This window comes from Bacillus sp. X1(2014) (assembly GCF_007678255.1).
This window is the reverse complement of sequence record NZ_VEED01000008.1, coordinates 192438-215446: the sequence shown is the minus strand read 5'-3', so window position 1 is coordinate 215446 and position 23009 is coordinate 192438. Positions and strand designations below refer to the sequence as shown.

The window sequence follows — 23009 nt, the reverse complement described above, 5'->3', positions numbered from 1 at the left end:
TACTCACGCGCCTTTCTCAACACTTTGGAAAGTTTTTTCCAATGCTTTAATAAATTCATTTATTTCTTCTGTTGTGACAGTTAACGGTGGTAAAATCCTTACCACATTTGGACCAGCTGTAAGGATCAGAAGGTTGTTTTCTAGTGCTTTTTGAACGATTTCTAGAGCATTCGTTTCAACAACGATTCCTTTTAACAGGCCAAGTCCGCGAATGTCTTTTATAAATGAGTACTCTTCCTTCAAGACAAGCAGTTTTTTATCTAAGTATGAAGCCATTTCGTTTGCTTGATTTAATATGTTCGTGTCATGTATATGTGTAACCGTTGCGACTCCAGCAGCTGTGGCTAATGGGTTCCCTCCAAAAGTACTGCCATGACTGCCTGGATCAAAGCCTTTGGCTGCCTCTTCTTTTGCGATAATCGCTCCAATCGGAAAACCTGAGCCAAGACCTTTGGCGATACTAATGACATCGGGCTCAATTCCGTATTGTTCATAAGCAAAGAGTGTACCTGTTCTGCCAATCCCTGTTTGGATTTCGTCAACCATCAGGAGTATTTCTCTTTCCTTACAAATCTTCGCTACCTTTTTGACCCATTCAGGGTTTGCAGGAATGACTCCACCTTCACCTTGAACGAGTTCTAGGAGAACAGCTGCAGGCTCAATCGTATAAAGCAACTCCAGCGCTTCTTCATCATTAAATGGCAGATAACTAAACCCTGATACTAACGGAAAAAATCCCTGCTGGATTTTTTCTTGTCCTGTAGCTGATAGGGTTGCTAGGGTCCTCCCATGAAAGGATTGCTGAAAGGTGACAATTTCAGGTGCTTCCTTTCCTTTCACTTTGTTGGCATATCTTCTTGCTAATTTAATCGCTGCCTCATTAGCTTCGGCTCCACTATTACAAAAGAAAACCTGGTCACCGCAGCTATTACCCGTTAGAAGCGCCGCCAGCTTCTCCTGATTTGGGATATTATAGAGGTTTGAACAATGCCACAGATTTTGTAATTGCTCCTCAAGTGCATTCTTTACAACATCAGGGACATGCCCTAGGTTACAGGTGGCAATACCCGAAGTGAAATCTAAATATTGTGCTCCCTGTTCATCCCAAACATAGCTCCCTTTTCCTTTAACAAGTGTGACAGGGAAACGGCTGTATGTCGCCATCACTGGCGAGGTCAGGGAGGTGGAATTATTGATTGACATTACGCGATCCCCTCTTCTAAGACAATTTTAGTTCCGGTCATTTTACCGTTCGTATAATCTATTAAACTGCTTTTTTCAGATCCATTGATAATACTAACTTCAGGAATTTTGTGGACAAGGCCATCAATGGCGGCTTTTACTTTAGGTATCATTCCACCATAAATAGTCTTATTATCGATCAGTTCCTCGATGGTTGCCTTTGAGACTTTATCAAGTTTTGTCTTGGCTCCATCTTTTTCAACTAAGATTCCAGGTATATCACTAATGAAGCAAAGATTTGCACCCAATGCTTTGGCAATCGCTGAAGCAGCAATATCGCCATTAATGTTATATCGCTGTCCGCCAGCATCGATGCCGACTGGAGAAATTACAGGAACATTACCTTGGGCAATGATTCCTTCAATTACTTCATGGTTGACGCTAATTACTTCACCAACGAAGCCTAATGTATCCGCATTTTCAGTTGGTTCAGCTTGTAATAGGGAGCCATCGACACCACTTATTCCAATCGCCTTTCCCCCAACTTCAATTATGTTTCGGACAACTTGTTTGTTGACAGAACCGCTCAATACCATTTCAACAATATCTAATACTTCGTGATTGGTTACTCTTAGGCCATTCACAAATGTAGTGTCAACATTAAGGTTTTTTAATAATGACGTAATTAGTGGTCCACCGCCATGAACAATGATTGGTGTCCATTCGCCTGATTGATGTAGTGAAACAATATCTTCATAAAAGGACCTTGGGAGATTATCTAACACACTTCCGCCGCACTTAATGACTATATATTTCATTTTCTCGTCCTCCTCTTACGTGCGGTAGGATGCGTTGATCTTCACATAATCATAAGTTAAGTCGCATCCATAAGCTGTAGCGCTATATTCACCTTGGTTTAATTCAACACTCAATTTAACAATTTCCGATTCTAAGTATTCCTTTACTTCTTCCTCAACAAAGTGGCTTGGCAAACCATTTTCAAATACTGTGAAAGGTCCAATTGCCACTTTTACTGCGTTAGGCTCAACTGGTACACCACTGTAGCCAATAGCAGTAACAATTCTACCCCAGTTTGGATCCGTACCATAAATAGCAGTTTTAACAAGGTTCGATGAAATAATTGCTTTGCCGACTGCACTTGCTGCGTTTTGACTGTAGCCGCCATTCACTTGAACTTCTACTAGTTTTGTAGCCCCTTCACCATCTCTTGCAATTTTTTTAGCAAGTGACTCACAAACAATTTTTAATCCTTGTTTGAAAAGTGGCCATTCTGGATGATCCTTTGTTAGTTGAGTATTCTCTGCTAATCCATTGGCCATAACGAGGACCATGTCATTTGTACTTGTATCGCCATCAACGGTTATCATATTGAATGTTTGATTCGTTATCTCTCGAAGTGCTGCCAATAGGTCTGCTTGTGCAATGTTTGCATCTGTTGTGACAAATCCAAGCATGGTGGCCATGTTTGGGTGAATCATTCCAGACCCTTTAGATGCTCCTCCAATGGAAACAGTCTTTCCATCAATTTTAAATTGCACTCCAGTATGCTTGACACATGTATCTGTTGTTAAGATAGCATTTTTAAAGTAATTTTCATCTTGATTCTCTTGATTTAAGAGTTGTTTTATCCCTGTTAACACTTTATCCATCGGTAAAAGTTCTCCGATGACTCCAGTAGAAGTAACAGCTACGAGATGGTCTTGTAATCCCAACTCGTTTGCAAAACTTTTTTGCATCGCGAATGCATCAAGTAGTCCCTGTTCCCCTGTACATGCATTGGCATTTCCAGAGTTCACTATAATGGCTTGAACCTTGTTTTCTTTCGCGATGCTTTCTTGGGTAACTAATAGTGGAGCTGCTTGAAAGATGTTGGTTGTATATACCCCTGCAGCCGTTGCAGGAACCTCTGAAACGATGTAACCTAAATCAAGTCGTTTTCTTTTTATTCCACAGTGCATTCCGCCTGCTTTGTATCCTTTTGGTAAGGTAACACTACCTTCTTCTATAACAACGATTTCGTTTGTGGATGTTGCTTGTGTCAATTTAATTTCCCCCTTCAAATTCCCTTCGTTCACCAAATTAAACAAGGTAGTATTTTCTTATGGATACATTGGAACGTCTGTGAGCCCCGTTCGCTCATCCCAACCATTCATCAAATTCACATTTTGGATGGCCTGCCCAGCGGCCCCTTTAACTAAATTATCTATCACTGAAATGATTGTCAGTCTGTTTGTTCTTTCATCAACATGCAGGCCGATATCGCAATAATTAGAACCGGATACATCTTTTGTAGAAGGGATATTCCCTTCAGGACGCACTCTTATAAAATGAGATTCTTGATAAAAATGTTTATATAAATCTATAACTTTTTTCGTTGAAATTTTTTCTTTAAGATTCACATACATCGTGCACATTATTCCTCTTGTCATTGGTACAAGATGTGTAGTGAATGAAATCGTTAATGGGTTCCCACTTTCATCTGAAAGTACTTGCTCAATTTCAGGAATATGCTGATGTGCTCCTAGTTTATAAGCTTTTAAGTTTTCATTGATTTCGGAGTAATGAGCCGTTAAGGAAAGTCCTCTTCCAGCACCAGATACCCCCGATTTTGCATCAACGATGATCGATTTTTCATCTATCATATTTGTTTGTAATGCTGGTATAAGACCTAGCGTTGTTGCAGTTGGATAACAGCCAGGATTAGCTATTAAGTTAGCAGTCTTTATTTTTTCTGCATAAATTTCACTTAATCCGTAGATTGCTTGTTGCAAATATTTATCCTCTGCTGGTGTATGTTTATACCATGATTCATATATATCACCCGACCTGAGCCGGAAATCTCCAGATAAATCAATACATTTAATACCAGTCTCTAAAAGCTGTGGAATATATCTACTACTGACCCCCGAAGGTGTAGCCAAAAACACAATTTCATTTTTTTCAGACAATCTATCAACATCAAATTTTTCAAGTGGTTGTTCAGCAATTTCAGAAAGATGAGGATAAATTTCACTAAAGCTAGACCCTGATTGTGAGTTGGAAACAATTGAACCAATCTCCAAAATGGGGTGTTTGTTGATTAACCTCACTAACTCAATTGCACCATATCCAGTACCACCGATAATTGCAGCCTTCAATTTATCCAACTCCTAAGTTGCTTTTATAATGAATTATTATACATACTTATATATAAATATTCAATGGAAAAATAGCTTAATTTTCTGTTTTTAACGAAAATTACTGCTTTATTTTTTGTAAACGCTTACATTTAATGATGGAAGAATATTCATTTTTTATGCATATCGAGCCAAATAAAAAACACTCAATTGAGTGTTCTTTAACAATTTATAGGCTTTCATGCAGCAAAGTTAAAACGTTTCTTAATTCTTTAACTGCGATTTGTCCGGGTGCTGAGGCTTTTTTTGCTGCTCCAAATGTTAGAGCTGACCCAAATACTTCGCCGGCTAATCGACTAATGACGCCCTTACCTGCCATTGACATGGTTATGAATGGTCGATCCGCATATTGCTCCTTCATTGTATTTGTTGCATCTAGGAGGGTGAGCACATCTGCCGAACTAATTGGCATCACAGCAATTTTCGGTATATCTCCCCCTAATTCTTGTGCCTTCCTTAACCGAAAGATAATTTCTTCTTTTGAAGGCGTTTTATGAAAATCATGGTTTGAAATGATAACAAAGACATTTTTCGCATGAGCATCTTCAATCAACTTCTTGACTTCATTTTCATCATTGAATAATTCAACATCAATGATATCAACCAAGCCAGTTTCTGCAATGGCCTCGTTTAAACCTAAATAGAACGATGTGGGAATTTCTTTATTGCCGCCTTCTTTGTGACTTCGAAAAGTAAAGATGAGTGGTGTATTAGGCAGGATTGAGCGAACTTCCATAAGCGCCTCTTTCACTTTCTCAATGTCTTCTACATGCTCAAAAAAGTCGACACGCCATTCGACCAGATCTAAGTCAATATTTTTTAGAAAACCTGCTTCTTCCTTTAGTTGTATAATTGTCTCCCCCACTAAAGGCACACAGATTTTTGGTATCCCTTCCCCAATTGTGAGGTCTCTAACAGTAATAGTTTTAGGCATTTTCCCCACTCCTTATTGATCTTTTGAAACTTCTAAAAGTTTTGTCCACCTAAGAATTTATTTCTTTTACAATTAGGTCCGCAATTTCCTCCGCGCTTTTATGATCGGTGGAAATCTTTACATGATGGTTCTTGTAAATATCTTGTCTTTTATAAAAAAGCTCTCCCATTTCTTCCATTGACTTTCCTTTTAATACCGGACGGCTATCAATAATTAATTCTAATCGATCCTTCCAGGCTTCCAATGATAGTTCGAGGAAAATCACAATACAAGATGCTAAACACGTCTCTCTAATCTCTTTTTGAAGGAAGGCACCTCCGCCTACAGAAATAACTTTTTGCTTCTGTTCTGCTAGACTCACAATTAAGCTTTTTTCTCTATCTCTAAATTCGGTCTCACCAAATTCAGTAAAAATCTGAGACACCGGCATGTTATACTCTTTTTCAATTCTTTCATCAATATCAATAAATTCACGGTTAAGTTTAGCCGCGACCTTCTTGCCAATCGTAGTTTTTCCGGCACCCATGAAGCCAATAAAAACAATACTCTTTTCTATGCTCTCCAAAATCTCAAACCCCCAATAGGATAAAACAAATTATTAAGCATAATTATAATGCTATTTTGAGATTTTAGACAATTTTTTAAGAAAGAATGATTAATTGGTACCTGACACCAAAAGAAAGAGACCCGCACAGGAGTCTCTATATCTATTGTTTCATTTTCGGGTCTAGGATATCCCTTAGTCCATCGCCCATTAAGTTAAAGCCAAGGACGGTCAGCATAATGGCTATCCCTGGGAAGAATAATGTCCATGGTGCCTGTGTGATATAGTTTTTGGAATCAGCAAGCATTTTCCCCCATTCAGGTGTCGGTGCCTGTGCCCCCATACCAAGAAAACCTAGAGCAGCAGCCTCAATAATGGCTGTAGCAATCGCTAGAGTAGCTTGGACGATTACTGGTGATATACTATTTGGTAAAATATGACGAAGTAGAATTCGTGAATCTTTCATTCCGACCGCACGGGCCGCCATAATATATTCTTCCTGTTTCACACTTAATACCTTAGAGCGAACAAGTCGTCCAAAGTTCGGGATATTAATAACTGCAATCGCAATCAATGCATTTTGCAAGGAAGGTCCCAAAATTGAAACAACTGCAATCGCCAAAAGAATACTTGGAAAGGCTAGCATAATATCAAAAATGCGCGAGATAATTGCATCTACCCAGCGGCCGTAGTAACCAGCAACAATTCCAAGGAATGTCCCTGCCACAACAGACCCTAATACTGAGAAAAAGCCTACCCACAAAGATATTCTAGCACCATAAACAATCCGCGAAAAAATATCACGGCCAAAGTCATCTGTCCCAAACCAGTGATCACTAGAAGGCGGGAGCATTCGGTCGGTTAGGACTTGTTCTTTATAACTATAAGGAGCAATAATCGGGGCAATTATTGCAATAATGATAAAAAAGACAACAATCCCTAACCCAACTAAGGCTAATCGGTTTTTATAAAATGAAATCCATGCTTCTTTCCAGGGAGGTGTCAGCTTTTCTTCAACAATTACCGTCGTGATATTTGCCGGTTTTTTTGCAAGTTCCGCCACTTTTAGTTCCCCTCCTCTATTTCGTATATTTAATTCGCGGGTCTACAAATACATACAATAAATCCACGATTAAATTAATAAGTACAAAGATTGCCGCAATAATTAAAATCCCTGACTGTATAACCGGATAATCACGGTATCCGATGGCATCATAGAGGTATCTTCCAATTCCCGGCCAGCCAAAGATCGTTTCCGTTAGAATTGCTCCTCCAAGTAAAAGTCCCGTTTGCAGCCCGATAATTGTTAATACAGGGATGACAGCATTTTTTAAGGAATGCTTATATACGACCCAAAACATGCTTAGTCCTTTTGCTCTCGCTGTACGGACATAATCCGACTTCATCACCTCAAGCATGGTTGCCCGCGTCATTCTAGCAATAATCGCCATTGGAATGGTGGCAAGGGCAATACTAGGCAGGACCAGATGTTTTAGGACCGTAATAAACTGATCGGTTCTTCCTTGTATTAAAGTATCTATTAAATAGAAATTAGTAATCGATGAAACAGGGTCTCTTACATTCTCTCTTCCTGTCGTCGGCAGCCATCCTAATTCAATAGAAAACACCCATTGTTCCATTAAACCAAGCCAAAAAATCGGCAGTGACACACCAATCAGTGCAAGCACCATCGCAACATAATCAAACCATGATTTGGAAAACCAGGCACTAACGATCCCTGCATTAACTCCAACAATGATGGCAATAAACATAGCTACAACAGTTAGTTCTGCCGTTGCTGCTAGGTAAGGCCATATTTCTTCGTTGATTGGCCCCCTTGTCCGTAGTGAAACACCTAAATCCCCGTGCAGCAGTGCATTAATATAATCTACGTATTGTATGTACCAAGGCCTGTCCAACCCTAATTCCTTCGTTAACGTGGCAATAGATTCTGCCGTTGCTCTCTGACCAAGAATTACCTGAGCGGGATTTCCTGGAATAGCATGGATAATGGCAAAAACAACAAGCGTCATCCCTATTAAAACAGGTATTAATGAAAACACCCGGCGGACTGTATATGTTAACAAATTATTTCACCTCACTGTATAGCATAAGCGCCTAGCTAGACGCTGCAACAAAACCATTTTTTCAAAAGTTATGTGCTTAGCTAACAAAAGAGGAGGCTAAACTCCCTCCCCTTTTCAGCCATGATTATTTAAATTCAACTTTAGTTAATGCTTCTGATCCAGTTGGGTGCGGTAAGTAATTTGCTACATCTTTCCCTGCTGCTAACAGCGGTGTAGAGTGAACAAGTGGAACCCACGGCGCATCATCATGGATAATTACTTGTGCTTCTTCGTATAATGCATTACGTTTTGCTTGATCAATTTCTGTTTGTGCTTTAATTAAAACGTCATGTAATTTGTCATTGCTGTATTGGGAATAGTTATTACTTCCAATGCTGTCTTTATCAAGTAATGTATATAGGAAGTTATCAGGGTCCCCATTGTCACCTGTCCAGCCAAGCATGAACATATCAAATTCACCTTTTGCTGCTTTATCTAAGTAAGTAGCCCAGTCAACAGATTGGATTTTGGCTTTGACGTTGATTTTGCTTAAGCTCTCTTGAATAACTTCAGCTACTTTTTGTGCTTCTGGCATATAAGGGCGCGCAACAGGCATTGCCCATAAGTCGATTTCAAATCCTTTTTCATATCCTGCTTCTTTCAACAATGCTTTAGCTTTCTCTAAATCATATGGGTACGGCTCAACTGACTTATTATAGCCTTCGATGGAAGGAGGCATTGGATTGACAGCCTCTAGAGCTTTCCCACCATAAAATGCATCAATAATTGATTTTTTATCGACAGCGTAGTTAATCGCTTGACGAACAAGTTTATTATCAAATGGTTTACGAGTAGTTGTTAAACCGATATAACCAACGTTCATTGATGGACGTTCAATTACTTGGAGGTTGGCATTTCCTTTAACAGTTGCCTCATCTGAGTTATTTAGTCCATCCATCACGTCAATCTCACCATTGGCAAGAGCATTAAGACGTGCAGTATTTTCAGGGATGACACGGAAAATAACTTTGTTTAACTTAGGCAGGCCTTGTTGCCAATAGTCAGGGTTCTTTTCAAGTGTAATCGTATCGTTTTCTTTCCACTCAACAAATTTAAATGGACCTGTCCCAACTGGATTTTGTCTAAACTTGTCACCGTATTTTTCAACAGCTGCAGGGCTTGCGATTCCAAATGGAGACATCGCTAGGTTCTTTAAGAATGGAGCCTGTGGACGTTTTAGAACAAATTGAACAGTATTGGTATCTAAAGCTTTAACTTCTTTAATAACGTGGCCCTCATCCTTTTTAAATCCACCAAACATAGTGTAATAAGGGAACTTATCAGCATCTCCATCCATCCAGCGGTTAAAGTTAAATACAACCGCATCTGCATTAAAATCAGTACCGTCATGGAATTTAACTCCTTGGCGAAGCTTGAAGGTGTAAGTTAAGCCATCAGGTGTCACTTCCCATGATTCAGCAAGTCCTGGATTAATCGTGGTATCTTGGTCACCATATTGGATTAATGTTTCATAGATATTTTCTGTTACTTTGAATGCTTCACCTTCAGTTGTTGTAATCGGATCTAGAGATGTAGAATCTCCACCACGACCATATACTAGTGTATCCTTTTTCGCTCCGCCACTTGTGGCAGGATCTTTTTTGCCGCCTGCTTCTTCATTCGTTTTGCTGTTACAGCCAACTAATAACATACTGATGGCTAATAGAGATATTAACAGCAGTTTAAAAGACCTCTTCTTCATCAGACTTTTTACCCCCTTATATTTTGTGTTTTTATCATTAATGCTGCAAATCACTTGTTATATAAGTGACATGCGACAAAATGACCATTTAGGTTTTGTTCCGCTGGTCTAGTCTTTTTACAAAAATCCATCACATGTGAGCAGCGTGTATGGAAGGCACAACCTGAAGGAGGATTTGCTGGACTGGGAAGTTCTCCTTCAATTAAAATGGTTTCCCTCTTAATATCTGGATCTGGTATTGGTACAGCTGATAGAAGTGCTTTTGTGTATGGATGCTTTGGATTCTCATAAAGCTCCTCACTTTCAGCTAACTCTATTAATCTTCCTAAATACATAACGCCTACGCGATCACTAATATGGCGTACGACTCCTAAATCATGAGCGATAAAAATGTATGTAAGCTGAAATTCTTTTTGAATGTCCTTCATCAGATTGAGAACCTGGGCTTGAATGGACACATCGAGCGCTGACACAGGCTCATCCGCAATAATTAGTTTCGGTTTCGTCATTAAAGCTTTTGCAATTCCAATCCGCTGACGCTGACCACCGCTGAATTGGTGGGGATATCTTTTGGCATGGTAGCTGCTTAAGCCTACGACTTCAAGCATATCTCTTACTTGCTTTTTGCGTTCCTCTTTTGTCCCAATACCATGTACGGTCAAAGGCTCTTCTAGAATCTGTTCAATAGAATGTCTTGGATTAAGTGATGCATAAGGATCTTGGAATACCATTTGGATATCCCGGCGCGTTTTTCTTAATTCCGACTTTGACAAACTAGTAATCTCTTTATCTTCAAAAACAATCTTTCCATCGCTAGCTTCAATCAAACGCATAAGGAGCCGGCCGGTGGTAGATTTTCCGCAACCGCTTTCACCAACGATACCCAATGTCTCTCCTTTTCTAACGTAAAAAGATACATCGTCAACCGCTTTGACTTCGCCTTGCTTTGTTCCAAACAGGCCGCCTGTAATCGGGAAGTACTTTTTTAACCCATTAACCTCAAGAAGAAACTCTGACATGGTTGTCACTCTCCTTCTTCAATGTATGTAGGAAACAGCGTACTTCATGTCCGTCTTTTTCCATTTTAAATAAATCTGGTGTTTCTTCCTGGCACTCCGCGAATGCCTCCGTGCATCTTGCCGCAAATCGACAGCCTTTATGAATCGTCCCTGGAGTAGGAACTGTGCCTGGAATACTATACAGCCGATCTGTTTTCCCTCTTAAATCGGGTACAGATTTTAGTAGGCCCTTCGTATAAGGATGTTGAGGATTTTTGAGAATCGTTCTAACATCACCCTGCTCGACGATTTGCCCAGCATACATGACAATGACACGTTCACAGATTTCAGCAACGACCCCTAAATCATGTGTAATGAGAATGATCGTTGTATTTGTCTTCCTATTTAAATCCTTCATCAATGCTAGGATTTGTGCTTGAATAGTCACATCGAGTGCGGTTGTTGGCTCGTCCGCAATCAACACCCTAGGATTGCAGGCCATAGCCATGGCAATCATAACTCGCTGCCTCATTCCTCCCGAAAGCTGGTGGGGATGATCTTTAATTATTCCTTCTGCCCTTGGGATTCCAACAAGCTTTAATAATTCAATACTTCGTGCCATTGCTTCTTTCTTTGAAAGGTCTGTATGTAAGCGAATCGCTTCAATTAATTGATTACCAATCGTAAACAGCGGATTTAATGATGTCATTGGTTCTTGAAATATCATTGAAATTTGATTACCGCGGATTTTGCGCCATTCTTTTTCGGATAAATTTTTCAAGTCTTTACCTTCAAAGATAATTTCGCCATTCTCGATTTTCCCTGGTGGTGAAGGAATCAACCCCATGGCCGTTAGAGAAGTGACACTTTTACCACTTCCTGATTCACCAACGATCCCTAATATTTCGCCATCCTTTAAATCAAAACTGATACCATCGACAGCCGGAACGAATTTTTTCCCTGATTGAAAAGACACCTTTAAGTCTTTTATTCGAAGAATAGGATCCTTTTCCACATTTGCACCTACCTGTTCATTCGTTTGTTTTTATGTATTCCTTTTATCAGAAATATAATAATATAGTAAATTTTAAAATTATTATGACATATATAACTTTAGAGGCACTATCCATTTTTGTCAATTACGTGAAAAAAGTTCAAAATATTCCAGTTACACAGAGCCGCGTTGATGTAATAAAGTGCGATTTGGTGTTTTACACCAAAATCCTAAATTTAAATACTAAAATACTAAAAGATCCTAAAAGTAATAAAAAAAATCCTGCAAGACTATTGTTGTCTTACAGGGAATCTTAATACCGTTTTAAACATCAGTCTTACGCGGGATTAACACCAGTATAAATATGAATGGCATCTCTTAGAAACGCTGCCGTACCAGGCTGTTCTTTATCATAATAGGCGGTAAATCTTTCATCATCCACATACATTTGTGCAAGGCCTGCATGAGCTTCCTTACTATATTCATTCCAATAGTAGGTTAACCATTGTTTATGGAGAGCAGCAGCTTTTTGAGCTAAATCTCCTGCGGGGTTTCCTGTTTTATAAGCCTCAGCAAGGGTTTCAGTGATCAGTTCAGCTAACTTAGTCACCTCCTCATATTGCTCTTGTGTCATATTCTGAAGCTTTGCATTGGACTTATTTACAGTATCATCGCCGTACTTTTCACGAATCTCTTTTCCATATTTTTTCTCATTTTCATCCACCATTTTTTTCTTAAAGCCCTCGAACTTTTCTTTATTTGACATTTTCATTCTCCCTTCTGTTACTGCAATTGTCTTATCCACATTTGCAATTAACAATTCTAATTGTTCCTTTTTTTCAAGGAGTTTTTTACGATGCTCTTTAAGTGCAGATGCCCCGTCAAAGGAAGGAGCCGTTACGATTTCTTTTATGTTCTCTAAACTGATTCCTAATTCCCTGTAAAATAAGATTTGCTGCAAGCGATCTACTTCTGCTTGACCATAGATTCGATATCCTGACGAATTAATTCTTGCCGGCTTAAGAATCCCAATTTCATCATAATACCGAAGTGTTCTGGTGCTAACTCCTGCTAGACTTCCAAGCTTCTGCACAGTATATTCCATTCGTTTTCCCCTCCTTGTAAAACTAACGATACACCTTTACGCAACGTCAATGTCAATAACAATAAAGCCTATTTTTTTAGAAAAAGGGTGCCTGACACCATAGATGGATAAAAGTCCATCTGTGGTGTCAGGCACCCAATTAATTCTAATAGACCTGATAGTTACCTCTGCCGTTTTCTTTTGCTTTGTATAGGGCTATATCTGCTTGTTTGAGCAGCAATTTTTCATCCTGTTTATAGGGATCAGAATAGAAGGATATGCCAATACTTGAAGCTACTTTTAAATGGTGCCCCTCGATTACCCAATTGTTACTGAAGGAGGATAAGATTCTTTCTGCAATTTCAATGGATTTCTTTTTATCATGTAAGTTAGTAATAAGAATGCCAAACTCGTCACCGCCTATTCGAGCCAGTAAATCTTTCTCTCGAATACAAGCTTTTACGCGCCTTGAAAATTCCTTTAGTAATTCATCACCAATATCATGCCCTAAAGTATCATTAATGACTTTAAATTTATCGATATCAAGATAAAACACAGCAAGTGTTCTTTTAGACTTTTCCGCTCGGGTCATTTCTTCTTTTAACATTTTTGCAAAGAAATTTCGATTAGGCATTCCTGTTAAATAATCATGGAGGGCATGGTGTTTTAATTGTTCTTCATACTTTTTTCTTTCAGAAATATCTTTATATACCACCACAGCTCCATCCCAATTTCCGATACCATCATAAATAGGGGAATAGGATGCTAATACATCAATTAATTTCCCTTCCTTTGTAATCCGCTGAACTTCATGGGAAGGAACCACTTCACCACTTTTAACCCTCTTAATAATATCCTTTAAATCCTCTTTACTGTTCTTTGGAATAATACTAATGGTCCGATCATTAAGAATTTCCTCCTCGGTCCAACCTAATAAATTTGTAAATGATTTATTTACCGATACAAAGTTTTGGTGTCGATCAAAAGTATACATCGCATCTGCGGCACTGTTCCACACTAGTTCAAAACGGTCATTCATCCGTTTTAATTCATTTTCTCTCTCTTTTCTTTCGGTTACATCACGTACCACCGCCAACAAATGGGTACATTCCTCTTCTTGATTGCAAAAAGGGGTAATAGTTGATTCCCAATAAACGAACTGACCAGGTGCATATTTATTATTCAGCCTATTTGAGTATGATGGAGAGAAAACAATCCGATCTTCGTATGTAATTGACGCCTTCGCAGCTATCGCCTGCTTGTATTTCTCATCGATTATATGAAAAACTTCTTCAGGTAATACTTCGTCTAAGGGCTTACCAAAGGATTTTGACGTTAGTCCCGAAAAGTTCTGAGCAGGCTCATTCGCCAGTACATAGCTAAACTGACCGTCCTCTCCCACTTTTGTAAGGTAGACTAAATCTGACATATCGTTAAATAATTGAAAAAATAAATCGATTTTATTTAATGAATCAAGAATATTTTTATCTGCACTCATAATTCGCCTTTCGTAATGGATGATTTCTTATAAGAATAGATTGCTCTTTTTAAACCAAAATTAAAGATAAGAATTATCTATCACTCTAGTAGAGTGAAAAGTCCCTCTTCTCTGAATGTATTTATTATTTTAAAAAAACTTTCTTTTTCGATCTAAATTAGTTAAAATTCAGTATTGTCAACGTTTACAACCTTCTTTAACTTCTTTTACTAAAAAATGTTTTTGACAATTCAAAACTTCAGAAAGTATTATAATATAATATAGAGGGAGGTAATAACATGTCAAACATCAATAGACAGAAAATTGTGGATAGTGTACCTCAAACGGGATTTTTCGGACATCCTAAGGGACTATCTACCCTTTTCTTTACTGAATTCTGGGAGCGATTCTCGTACTATGGAATGAGAGCCATCCTCGTTTTTTATATGTATTATGAAGTTTCTAAAGGTGGATTGGGCATTGATCAAAATCTCGCACTTTCGATCATGTCCATTTACGGATCACTTGTTTATATGTCAGGAATCATTGGCGGCTGGTTGGCTGACCGGATCTTCGGTTCTTCGAAAGCCGTGTTCTACGGTGGAATCTTAATTATGTTTGGACATATAGCGCTTGCTGTTCCTGGCAGTGTTGCTATGTTCTTTGTATCCATGGTATTAATTGTCCTAGGTACTGGTTTGCTTAAACCGAATGTTTCTTCTGCTGTAGGTGAATTATACAGCGAAAAGGACGAACGTCGTGATGCAGGTTTTACTATTTACTACATGAGTATTAACCTAGGTGCATTCATATCTCCATTAATCGTTGGGTCAATAAGCAACTTCCACATCGGTTTTTCGATTGCAGCAGTAGGTATGTTCTTAGGATTAGTCGTGTTTAGTGTAACAAAGAAAAAAAATCTTGGTCTTGCTGGAACGATGGTTGCGAATCCACTGGCTCCTGCAGAAAAGAAAAAGGTTTTCACCATTATTGGACTAGCAGTTATTATTCTTGCTGTTGTATGTGCCGTATTAATTCCAAACGGTCTGTTAACTTTTGCTAGCTTTATTAATATTGTCACTTTCCTTGGTATCTTAATCCCAACGATTTACTTCGTTGTCATGTACCGCAGTCCTAAAACTACTGCCGTTGAACGTTCAAGAATTATTGCTTATATTCCATTATTTATTGCAGCGGTTATGTTCTGGGCCATTCAAGAACAAGGCTCAACCATCCTCGCAAATTATGCAGATAAGCGCACTCAATTAAATTGGTTAGGAATTAAGATTTCACCAGCATGGTTCCAATCTTTAAACCCATTATTCATTATCATCTTTGCCCCAGTATTTGCTTGGATCTGGGTTAAATTAGGAAAGCGTCAGCCATCGATACCACAAAAGTTCTCATTATCATTATTATTTGCTGGTTTATCATTCCTAGTTATTCTTATTCCGGCTTATCTTGGCGGAACGGATTCATTAGTAAGTCCTCTGTGGCTTGTTCTTAGTTATTTAATCGTTGTATTTGGTGAGTTATGTTTATCACCGGTAGGATTATCAGCAACAACTAAATTAGCACCTGCAGCCTTCTCAGCACAAACAATGAGCTTATGGTTCCTAGCAAGTGCTGCTGCACAGGCATTGAATGCACAAGTTGTTAAATTCTACACCCCTGAAACAGAAATGACCTACTTTGGTGTGATTGGCGGCGCGTCCATCGCCCTAGGTATTATCCTATTAATGTTATCACCTAAGATCCAAGGATTCATGAAAGGGATAAAATAATTAAAAAAAGTGCCTGGCCTTCTCATCCCTTGTTAATGGATGATGAAGGCTCGGCACCTTTTTTTGTGATAAGATATAAATAGTGATTGGAGGTATACATATGTATTTAAAGGATAAAGCGAAACACCTTCCCTCTTCCCCCGGAGTGTATTTAATGAAAGACTCCAACGGACAAATCATTTATGTGGGAAAGGCAAAAAATCTTAAGAATCGTGTGCGGTCATACTTCCAAAATTCAAAAGCCCATACACAAAAAATCATTAAGCTGAAAGCCAGCTTAAAGGATTTTGACTATATTCTTACTGATACAGAATTTGAAGCCTTCATGCTCGAATGTAAACTAATCAAAGAAATTAAACCTATTTTTAATCGGATGATGAAAAATCCTCAATCCTATGTCTACATCAGAATTCACAAGGATGAAGATTACCAAAGAATGGAAATTTGTAAAGACGCAGAAAAGCCAGAAAGTCTTTATTTTGGCCCATATAAAAGCAAAAACATTGTAGAAAAGGCGCTTATAGGAATGAAAGACTTCTATAAGGTGAACTGCAGCAGCCCTTCTAACAAGAAAACTCCATGTTTAAACTATTCCTTGGGTTTATGTCTAGGGATGTGTATGGGAGGGGCAGCTCTCCATACGTATAATGAAAGAATAAACAAAATCCCTGCATTGCTACAAGGCATAGATTTAAGTCTCCTCAGTGAAATGGAACAAAAAATGATAGTGGCCTCTGAAAAGTTCGATTTTGAAATTGCGGGGAAATACAGAGATACCTTGGAGGCAATCCACTCCCTCCTTCATAAAGAAAAAGTGATTGAATTTACGGAAAGCAATAAAAATATAGCTGTTATTGAACCGTTAAAGGGCCAGTCTTTCAAACTATTCCTTATTAAGAAAAACAATATAATCTACAGTGAAAAATTCAAATCCTCTGAGATTGAATCGGTCCACAAAATAATCAAGTCCAATATTTTAGCTGCTTTTATAAGGATTGATGACAACCCCATTAAAAAAATCAGCAGAGAAGAGATTGACTTTGCACAAATCATTTATAGCTATTTAAACAGCAGCAACTGCAGTTATTTTATCATTCCGGAACAATTACTTCATAACCCCTCCAACCACTTAGACGATGAAATATACAAGTTAATTCAAACCTATATGGTTAATCGATAGATTAAAAATCGCTCATTTTGGTTATGTTCATGAACGTAAGGGAGTATAATTTCTTTTTTTAACTCAAACATGGTGTCATTTTCTAAATAATAAATATAATCCTCTGATGGATAATATAATATAATTTCAACATCCCGTTTTCCATTTTCAACCGAAAATAAGATATTATTAATGGTTTTCATAAAAATTTGAATGGAAAAGGGATTAAAAAAATAAAATCGATTATCTAATGACTCAATTTGATATTCTTCGGCAAGACAACAATGAAAAAAAATATTATCATTATTAGAGTGAGTTGTTTTATTATATTTTTTTCGATTTTCAATTGCTTCCTGATAAAAATCTTTATTCATTTCAATTCCAATTACCGTTGTATGAAAATGATAATGGATAAAGAAGTTTAATCGTCCTTTACCACACCCAAAGTCAACGATTCGATCATTGCTGTTAATTTTATAATAAGTAAATAATTCTTCGAGCGCACTATAAGGAGTGGGCTCATAACGATGGTAATGGAATGACTTATGAAATCCTTTTTGGTCCCCACCTGTTTTTATTCCCATTAATTTATCATAATAATATTCCTTCATTGAATACTCCAATCAAATGAGGTCATCCCCCACTTGTAGGTGAGGGATTTCTTTTTTATGCTACCTTAATTGCTTTACCAAACGGAACTCTTGGCAAAATAGCACCCGGTACAAGCCATATCATTTCATAGCTAACATTTTCAATCTCTTCAGAAATAAAACCAGTTACATCTGTAATGTAAAACAGTGTATCAACATTCTCTTCTTTTGCCCACTCAAGTACCAAAGTATATGAAGATTTCCCATGTGTATGGTATTTAATTGTATCACTTTTAATGGGGGCCGTACTCCTAATTTTAAAATCTGCTTGGACTAATATAGTATCCGGTTTAACTTGTTCAAACAGTTTTACTATGTTATTGATTAAAATGCTTGGGGCTTCATTCGTGGAAGTGTCAACAGCTAAGGCTACCTTTTTATCTTGACGCTGTTGTATCATTGATAGGATCGTTTTATGCCATTTCAACACAACCAACTCCTTTGGAATGAATAAGTGAACCATCTTATTTTGCTTTAATAACAAGGAGGTTATGATTGGATAAAAGCGGTAATAAGTGACAAGATATGTAGGTAAAAAATGGCCCATCTTGGTCTGTCCTAGATGAGCTCTAGTTTACTATTCCTTGTTCTCATTCAGTTCATCAATCAGCTGCTTGGTTCGTTTGGCGTTTCCTTCTGCGAAATTCTCGAGACGCTCCTTTAGTTCATCATCATCATGAATTCGCTCGGCGGTTATAAGATAAGTCCGCATTAAATCTTCTTCTGTTTCAATTGCATCCGCAAGAACATCTTTAAGTACTTCCTTTTCTCCATTCCTGCCATTAGAAAAATTGAATCCCATCTAAAAGACCTCCTTTTTATCCTTATCGTTCTCTTTTCTATTTCAGGATATCCAACCCATATATAATATCTTTAAACTTGCCACAATCAGTTAAATCGTGTAAGATTAAATCGTAGGCGACTTAGTTTCAAACAAATATATTCATTTATTAAGGGGGAAGTTAAATGACAACAGTTTATGACTTTAATGTAAAAATGACAAATGGTAAGGAAAAATCAATAATGGATTACGAGGGTAAACCATTACTGATTGTAAATACTGCCAGTAAATGTGGTTTGACACCCCAATTCAAAGGACTTCAGGAATTATATGAAAAATACAATGAGGATGGCTTGGAGATTTTAGGCTTTCCATGTGATCAATTCAACAACCAAGAATTCGCTGATATTGAAGAAACCACACAGTTTTGCCAATTAAATTACGGTGTAACCTTTCCAATATTTGCAAAAATTGATGTAAATGGAGCTAATGCCGATCCGCTATTTACTTATTTAAAAAACCAAAAGCCAGGAACACTTACTAAAAATATAAAATGGAATTTTACAAAATTTCTGGTCGACTCTAATGGTCAGGTAATTGAACGCTATGCACCTACGACTGAACCAAGCAGGATTGAGAAAGATATTAAAAAATTATTGTCATAATTATTTAAAGTAAGGTGATCATCTTGGAAGACTTCATGGTACTAAAAAACCAACTATGCTTTGCTGTGTACGAAACAGCAAGTGAATTCAATAAATTATACACCAGTGCACTTCAACCATACGGCTTAACCTACCCTCAATACTTGGTTCTATTAGCATTATGGGAAAAGGATGGTGTTTCGGTCAAAAACATAGGAGAAAAATTGAGTCTAGGGACTGGAACATTGACTCCAATGCTTACAAGAATGGAGGCAAATGGTTGGCTACGAAAAGAACGTTCAACAGAAGATGAACGAAGGGTCTTTATTTACTTAGAAAAGAAAGCTCTTGAAGAAAAGCAGGCTATAACAAATACAATCAGTGACAAAATACAATCCTGTCATATTGAACTTGAGGAATATAAACAATTGATGGAACGGCTGAATCAATTGCATAGTAAGTTGAAGATCGAGAACGTTGCCAATAAATAAATCCACATACAAAAAAACAACACTTAAGTTTCCAGTGTTGTTTTTTGTTCTATTTTCATTTGATTGAAAAAATTTCCTTAATGGTTGGCTGGTCTTTAATAGCCTGGGCTGGATATAGATAAACGGATGGATTGCGGATACAGAGCCGCTCCCATGCGTCAACACATTGAGGATCAAAATGGATCCCTTTGTTTTCTTTAATATACTTCAAAGCTTCACTATGAGCCCAAGCCTTCCGATAAGATCGTTCCGAAGTCAGTGCATCATACACGTCGGCAACCGCCGTTATCCTTGCGAAAAATGGAATGTTTGTCCCTTTTAATCCATCCGGATACCCGCTTCCATCCCATTTTTCATGGTGTGACCTAATAATACCCAATTCTTCTTTCATAAAGCCTAGATCTTTGCACATTTCGTAACCATCGGCAGGATGCCTTTCAATAAGAGCCCTTTCTTCAGGCTGCAACTTGCCCGGTTTATTTAGAACTGAATCAGGAACACTAATTTTACCCACATCATGAAGGAGTCCCCCTTGAACAATGGCACGTAGTTGTTCAGGTTTCAATTCAAGCTCTTCGGCAAGTTTCAATGCATACATTGTCACCCTGAAGGTATGCCCAGCTGTGTAAGTGTCCTTTTTTTCTGTTGCCGCCACTAGAGCCTTGACACTAGGACCAATGCTGTTAGTTATTCTTTCAAATGGGTCGTTTGTAAACAAGGATCGGATTGACTCCGCTAATGTTCCTTTCACCGCATACTGTTTCACTAAACCAATGATGATTACAATCATGGCTGCAAGTAATAAAAAATGATAAATCCACCAACTAACACTCCATAATACCCCTCTGACCATAATCAGCTGGGAAACCAATAACCAGCCTGAGCTATAAACAATCGCAAGTTGCAATGGAAATCTTGTAAACCTGTAGGATTGATAATAGCGGAACATGGTTACACCATTTAATAACATAGTTACACTAGTCATAATGATATTTAACGGTTTTGCATTTAATTGAAGAAAATAAACGAGATGTTGGTTCATCAATAATATTAAACAAACAAATATTAAAGGAACTGTCCATATAGGCAGGAGATACCGCTGCACTTTTGAAAACAACGCAACGATTGGATGATCTGAAGGTATGGAAGATAAATAAATCCATATGGTAGATAGGAATATGCTTAATTGGGCTGCGATTCCAGGCAAATGGGTTACACCAAGGATAAAATTAGGAGTAGACAGTCCATGAATCGAAAACATTAGCCCAAGAGATAAAAATGATAATGATAGAAAACTTATTTTAATATTTCGAATCCTTCGTCCCGCGACGCCCACGGAAATCGCAATGATACTGGCAAGAATGGACACAAGGCTAACAATATAAAAGTGCCCTCTCGGCAAAGGGATATTCAAATCCTTAATTACCCCTAAATGAAAGGCTTCAAAAATCAAATATGGGACTGCCACAGCCATCAAAGGTCCAAAAAAACTGTATTTTTTCATATACTCCTCCAAAAGATCAGCTAATTCCATGCTCTCTATGTTTATAGTATATTCTTGAACCACAGGAATATTTGGTAATGCTAATATTAATTTAGAGAAATATTACTGTTTATAATTTTTATGAGATTTAGAGTTTTTATTTTGATATAAATTCACAAGACCCGACTGCTCCATTACAGTCGGGTCTATACTTATATATATTCTAAATGCCCAATCGATTACCAAGTGCATTACTATATCTTCAGTATTGTTATATTAAACAATTCCAGTTACTAAGTATACAGCAATAATGAAGAAGGCTGCGATTGTTTTAATAATGGTGACAGCAAAAATATCACGATAGGATTGCTTATGTGTTAATCCTGTAATTGCAAGCAGGGTAATAACTGCACCATTATGCGGAAGTGTATCCATACCGCCAGAAGCCATGGAAATGACACGGTGCATTACTTCAAGTGGAATTCCAAATTGGGTTGCTAGTTCAATATATTTATCTGCCATAATTCCAAGCGAGATGGCGATACCAGCCGAAGCGGATCCAGAAATGGCAGATAGTACATTGGTTGTAACCGCCCCGTTTAATAATGGATTCGTAAATAATTTTGCGATTCCATCTCTCGCAATTGTAAAACCAGGAAGGTTTGAAATTACTGCACCGAATCCATATTCTGTTGCAGAGTTCATGATGGCTAATAATGCACCTGCAATACCAATATTCATGCCATCTTTGAAGTTCATCACAATCGGTTTACGATTATATAAAATAGTGGTAAGAATACCAAAAATAAGGGCAATTTCAACTGACCAAATACCGACAACTTGAGATGTTTCAATGTTTGGAAAATTTAATCCAATTTTAGAAAAATCAAAACCATTCGGATACCACTTTGGAATGAAAGTAGTTAACACTTTATTTAACACACCAACAAGAACAACTGGCACAAATGCTAAGATTTTACGTCCTTTACTTTCATTTTGGTCCAAGTCAATGTCGATTTGTTTTTCTTTTATTGTGCCAAAGCTATAATAATCTTCGCCGGCTATTTCTGCCTTTTTACGACGGGAGTTTAGATACAACATACCTATCACGAAGATAAAAATAGCACCAATAATCCCCAGCGTAGGTGCAGCATAAAGATTTGTTTTGAAAAATGTAGTTGGGATAACGTTTTGCACTTGTGGAGAACCTGGAAGTGCGTCCATCGTAAAGGTAAATGAACCTAATGCAATCGTTCCTGGAATTAACCGTTTAGGAATATTAGATTGTCTAAACAAGTTTGCAGCAAATGGGTAAACAGCAAATGCAACAACGACTAGACTTATACCGCTGTATGTTAAAATCGCACACAATAAAACGATGACTAACATTGCCCGTTTACGTCCAACTAATTGAATTAACGTAGAAGCAATGGAACGAGCTAGTCCGGACATCTCTACAACTTTACCGAAAATAGCTCCTAATAGGAAAATTGGGAAGTAAAGTTTAATATATTCCACCATTTTTCCCATAAACACGTTAGAGAAAAACGGAAGTACCCAATCTGGGTCTGTTAAGAGAACCGCGAATAATGCACATAATGGCGCAAACATGATAACTGAAAATCCTCGGTATGCGATAAACATTAACATTCCGAGTGCTAATAATATAATGACTAATTCCATATAATTTCTCCTCTAATCCTAGGATGTTAATTTCAACTAAGATGAAATCAAGACAGGTCTCTCTCTTCGTTTAAACGCTTACACGTACTGTAAAAA

Annotated in this window: 22 protein-coding genes; 4 read left to right on the top strand and 18 right to left on the bottom strand. The window is 37.8% G+C overall.

Annotated features, from left to right (window positions below; translation table 11 throughout):
• Positions 1-3: 3 nt before the first annotated feature.
• From FS608_RS16680 to FS608_RS16620, 13 genes are all read right to left on the bottom strand, one after another.
• Entirely contained in the window at positions 4-1203 is a 1200-nt protein-coding gene (locus FS608_RS16680; protein ID WP_144552999.1) for an acetylornithine transaminase, read from the bottom strand.
• Positions 1203-2000 carry an acetylglutamate kinase gene (gene argB / locus FS608_RS16675; protein WP_144552996.1) on the bottom strand — a complete coding sequence of 266 codons (798 nt, stop codon included), beginning with the start codon at positions 1998-2000 and terminating at the stop codon, positions 1203-1205. Before argB ends, FS608_RS16680 begins: the two co-directional genes overlap by 1 nt.
• 15 nt (positions 2001-2015) lie before the next feature.
• Positions 2016-3245: a bifunctional glutamate N-acetyltransferase/amino-acid acetyltransferase ArgJ gene (gene argJ, locus FS608_RS16670; protein ID WP_144552994.1), complete on the bottom strand. Its 1230-nt coding sequence runs from the start codon at positions 3243-3245 to the stop codon at positions 2016-2018.
• A 57-nt stretch (positions 3246-3302) separates the two neighbouring features.
• A complete protein-coding gene (argC, locus tag FS608_RS16665) occupies positions 3303-4340 on the bottom strand; it encodes an N-acetyl-gamma-glutamyl-phosphate reductase (protein WP_144552991.1) in 1038 nt (345 codons plus the stop codon).
• Between the two features lie 208 nt (positions 4341-4548).
• Entirely contained in the window at positions 4549-5313 is a 765-nt protein-coding gene (gene aroD / locus FS608_RS16660) for a type I 3-dehydroquinate dehydratase (protein WP_144552989.1), read from the bottom strand.
• Between the two features lie 49 nt (positions 5314-5362).
• Positions 5363-5839, bottom strand: coding sequence for a shikimate kinase (locus FS608_RS16655; RefSeq protein WP_144553094.1), 477 nt, complete (start codon positions 5837-5839; stop codon positions 5363-5365).
• A 181-nt stretch (positions 5840-6020) separates the two neighbouring features.
• Positions 6021-6920, bottom strand: coding sequence for a nickel transporter permease (gene nikC, locus FS608_RS16650; protein ID WP_144552986.1), 900 nt, complete (start codon positions 6918-6920; stop codon positions 6021-6023).
• Positions 6921-6936: 16 nt separating this feature from the next.
• On the bottom strand, positions 6937-7944 hold the full coding sequence (locus tag FS608_RS16645; protein ID WP_144552983.1) for an ABC transporter permease: 1008 nt from the start codon (positions 7942-7944) through the stop codon (positions 6937-6939).
• A 124-nt stretch (positions 7945-8068) separates the two neighbouring features.
• On the bottom strand, positions 8069-9685 hold the full coding sequence (locus FS608_RS16640; RefSeq protein ID WP_144552980.1) for an ABC transporter substrate-binding protein: 1617 nt from the start codon (positions 9683-9685) through the stop codon (positions 8069-8071).
• Positions 9686-9735: 50 nt separating this feature from the next.
• Entirely contained in the window at positions 9736-10704 is a 969-nt protein-coding gene (locus FS608_RS16635) for an ABC transporter ATP-binding protein (RefSeq protein WP_144552978.1), read from the bottom strand.
• Positions 10685-11698, bottom strand: a complete 1014-nt coding sequence (locus tag FS608_RS16630; RefSeq protein WP_144552975.1) for an ABC transporter ATP-binding protein — start codon at positions 11696-11698, stop codon at positions 10685-10687. Before FS608_RS16630 ends, FS608_RS16635 begins: the two co-directional genes overlap by 20 nt.
• Positions 11699-12014: 316 nt before the next feature.
• Complete coding sequence (locus FS608_RS16625; protein WP_144552973.1) at positions 12015-12782, bottom strand: MerR family transcriptional regulator; 768 nt, start codon at positions 12780-12782, stop codon at positions 12015-12017.
• 145 nt (positions 12783-12927) lie between these two features.
• A complete protein-coding gene (locus tag FS608_RS16620; RefSeq protein WP_144552971.1) occupies positions 12928-14259 on the bottom strand; it encodes a diguanylate cyclase domain-containing protein in 1332 nt (443 codons plus the stop codon).
• 278 nt (positions 14260-14537) lie between these two features.
• On the opposite strand from FS608_RS16620, the gene FS608_RS16615 reads away from it, so the two are divergent.
• Positions 14538-16022: a peptide MFS transporter gene (locus tag FS608_RS16615; RefSeq protein WP_144552969.1), complete on the top strand. Its 1485-nt coding sequence runs from the start codon at positions 14538-14540 to the stop codon at positions 16020-16022.
• A gap of 100 nt (positions 16023-16122) precedes the next feature.
• On the top strand, positions 16123-17202 hold the full coding sequence (locus FS608_RS16610; protein ID WP_144552967.1) for a GIY-YIG nuclease family protein: 1080 nt from the start codon (positions 16123-16125) through the stop codon (positions 17200-17202).
• Here the strand turns inward: FS608_RS16610 and FS608_RS16605 are convergent.
• The 3 genes from FS608_RS16605 to FS608_RS16595 form a co-directional block, all read right to left on the bottom strand.
• Positions 17184-17792, bottom strand: coding sequence for a methyltransferase (locus FS608_RS16605; RefSeq protein WP_144552964.1), 609 nt, complete (start codon positions 17790-17792; stop codon positions 17184-17186). The genes FS608_RS16610 and FS608_RS16605 overlap by 19 nt on opposite strands.
• Before the next feature lie 55 nt (positions 17793-17847).
• Positions 17848-18258, bottom strand: a complete 411-nt coding sequence (locus FS608_RS16600) for a VWA-like domain-containing protein (RefSeq protein WP_144552961.1) — start codon at positions 18256-18258, stop codon at positions 17848-17850.
• Between the two features lie 150 nt (positions 18259-18408).
• Positions 18409-18633 carry a hypothetical protein gene (locus tag FS608_RS16595; RefSeq protein WP_144552958.1) on the bottom strand — a complete coding sequence of 75 codons (225 nt, stop codon included), beginning with the start codon at positions 18631-18633 and terminating at the stop codon, positions 18409-18411.
• 164 nt (positions 18634-18797) lie between these two features.
• On the opposite strand from FS608_RS16595, the gene FS608_RS16590 reads away from it, so the two are divergent.
• Complete coding sequence (locus FS608_RS16590; RefSeq protein WP_144552956.1) at positions 18798-19277, top strand: glutathione peroxidase; 480 nt, start codon at positions 18798-18800, stop codon at positions 19275-19277.
• 35 nt (positions 19278-19312) lie between these two features.
• Positions 19313-19747 carry a MarR family winged helix-turn-helix transcriptional regulator gene (locus tag FS608_RS16585; RefSeq protein ID WP_260871717.1) on the top strand — a complete coding sequence of 145 codons (435 nt, stop codon included), beginning with the start codon at positions 19313-19315 and terminating at the stop codon, positions 19745-19747.
• A gap of 55 nt (positions 19748-19802) precedes the next feature.
• Here FS608_RS16585 and FS608_RS16580 read toward each other — a convergent pair whose 3' ends face one another.
• Both FS608_RS16580 and FS608_RS16575 read right to left on the bottom strand, forming a co-directional pair.
• Positions 19803-21251: an HD-GYP domain-containing protein gene (locus FS608_RS16580; protein WP_144552951.1), complete on the bottom strand. Its 1449-nt coding sequence runs from the start codon at positions 21249-21251 to the stop codon at positions 19803-19805.
• Between the two features lie 255 nt (positions 21252-21506).
• Positions 21507-22913: a GntP family permease gene (locus tag FS608_RS16575; protein ID WP_144552949.1), complete on the bottom strand. Its 1407-nt coding sequence runs from the start codon at positions 22911-22913 to the stop codon at positions 21507-21509.
• Between the last annotated feature and the right edge of the window lie 96 nt (positions 22914-23009).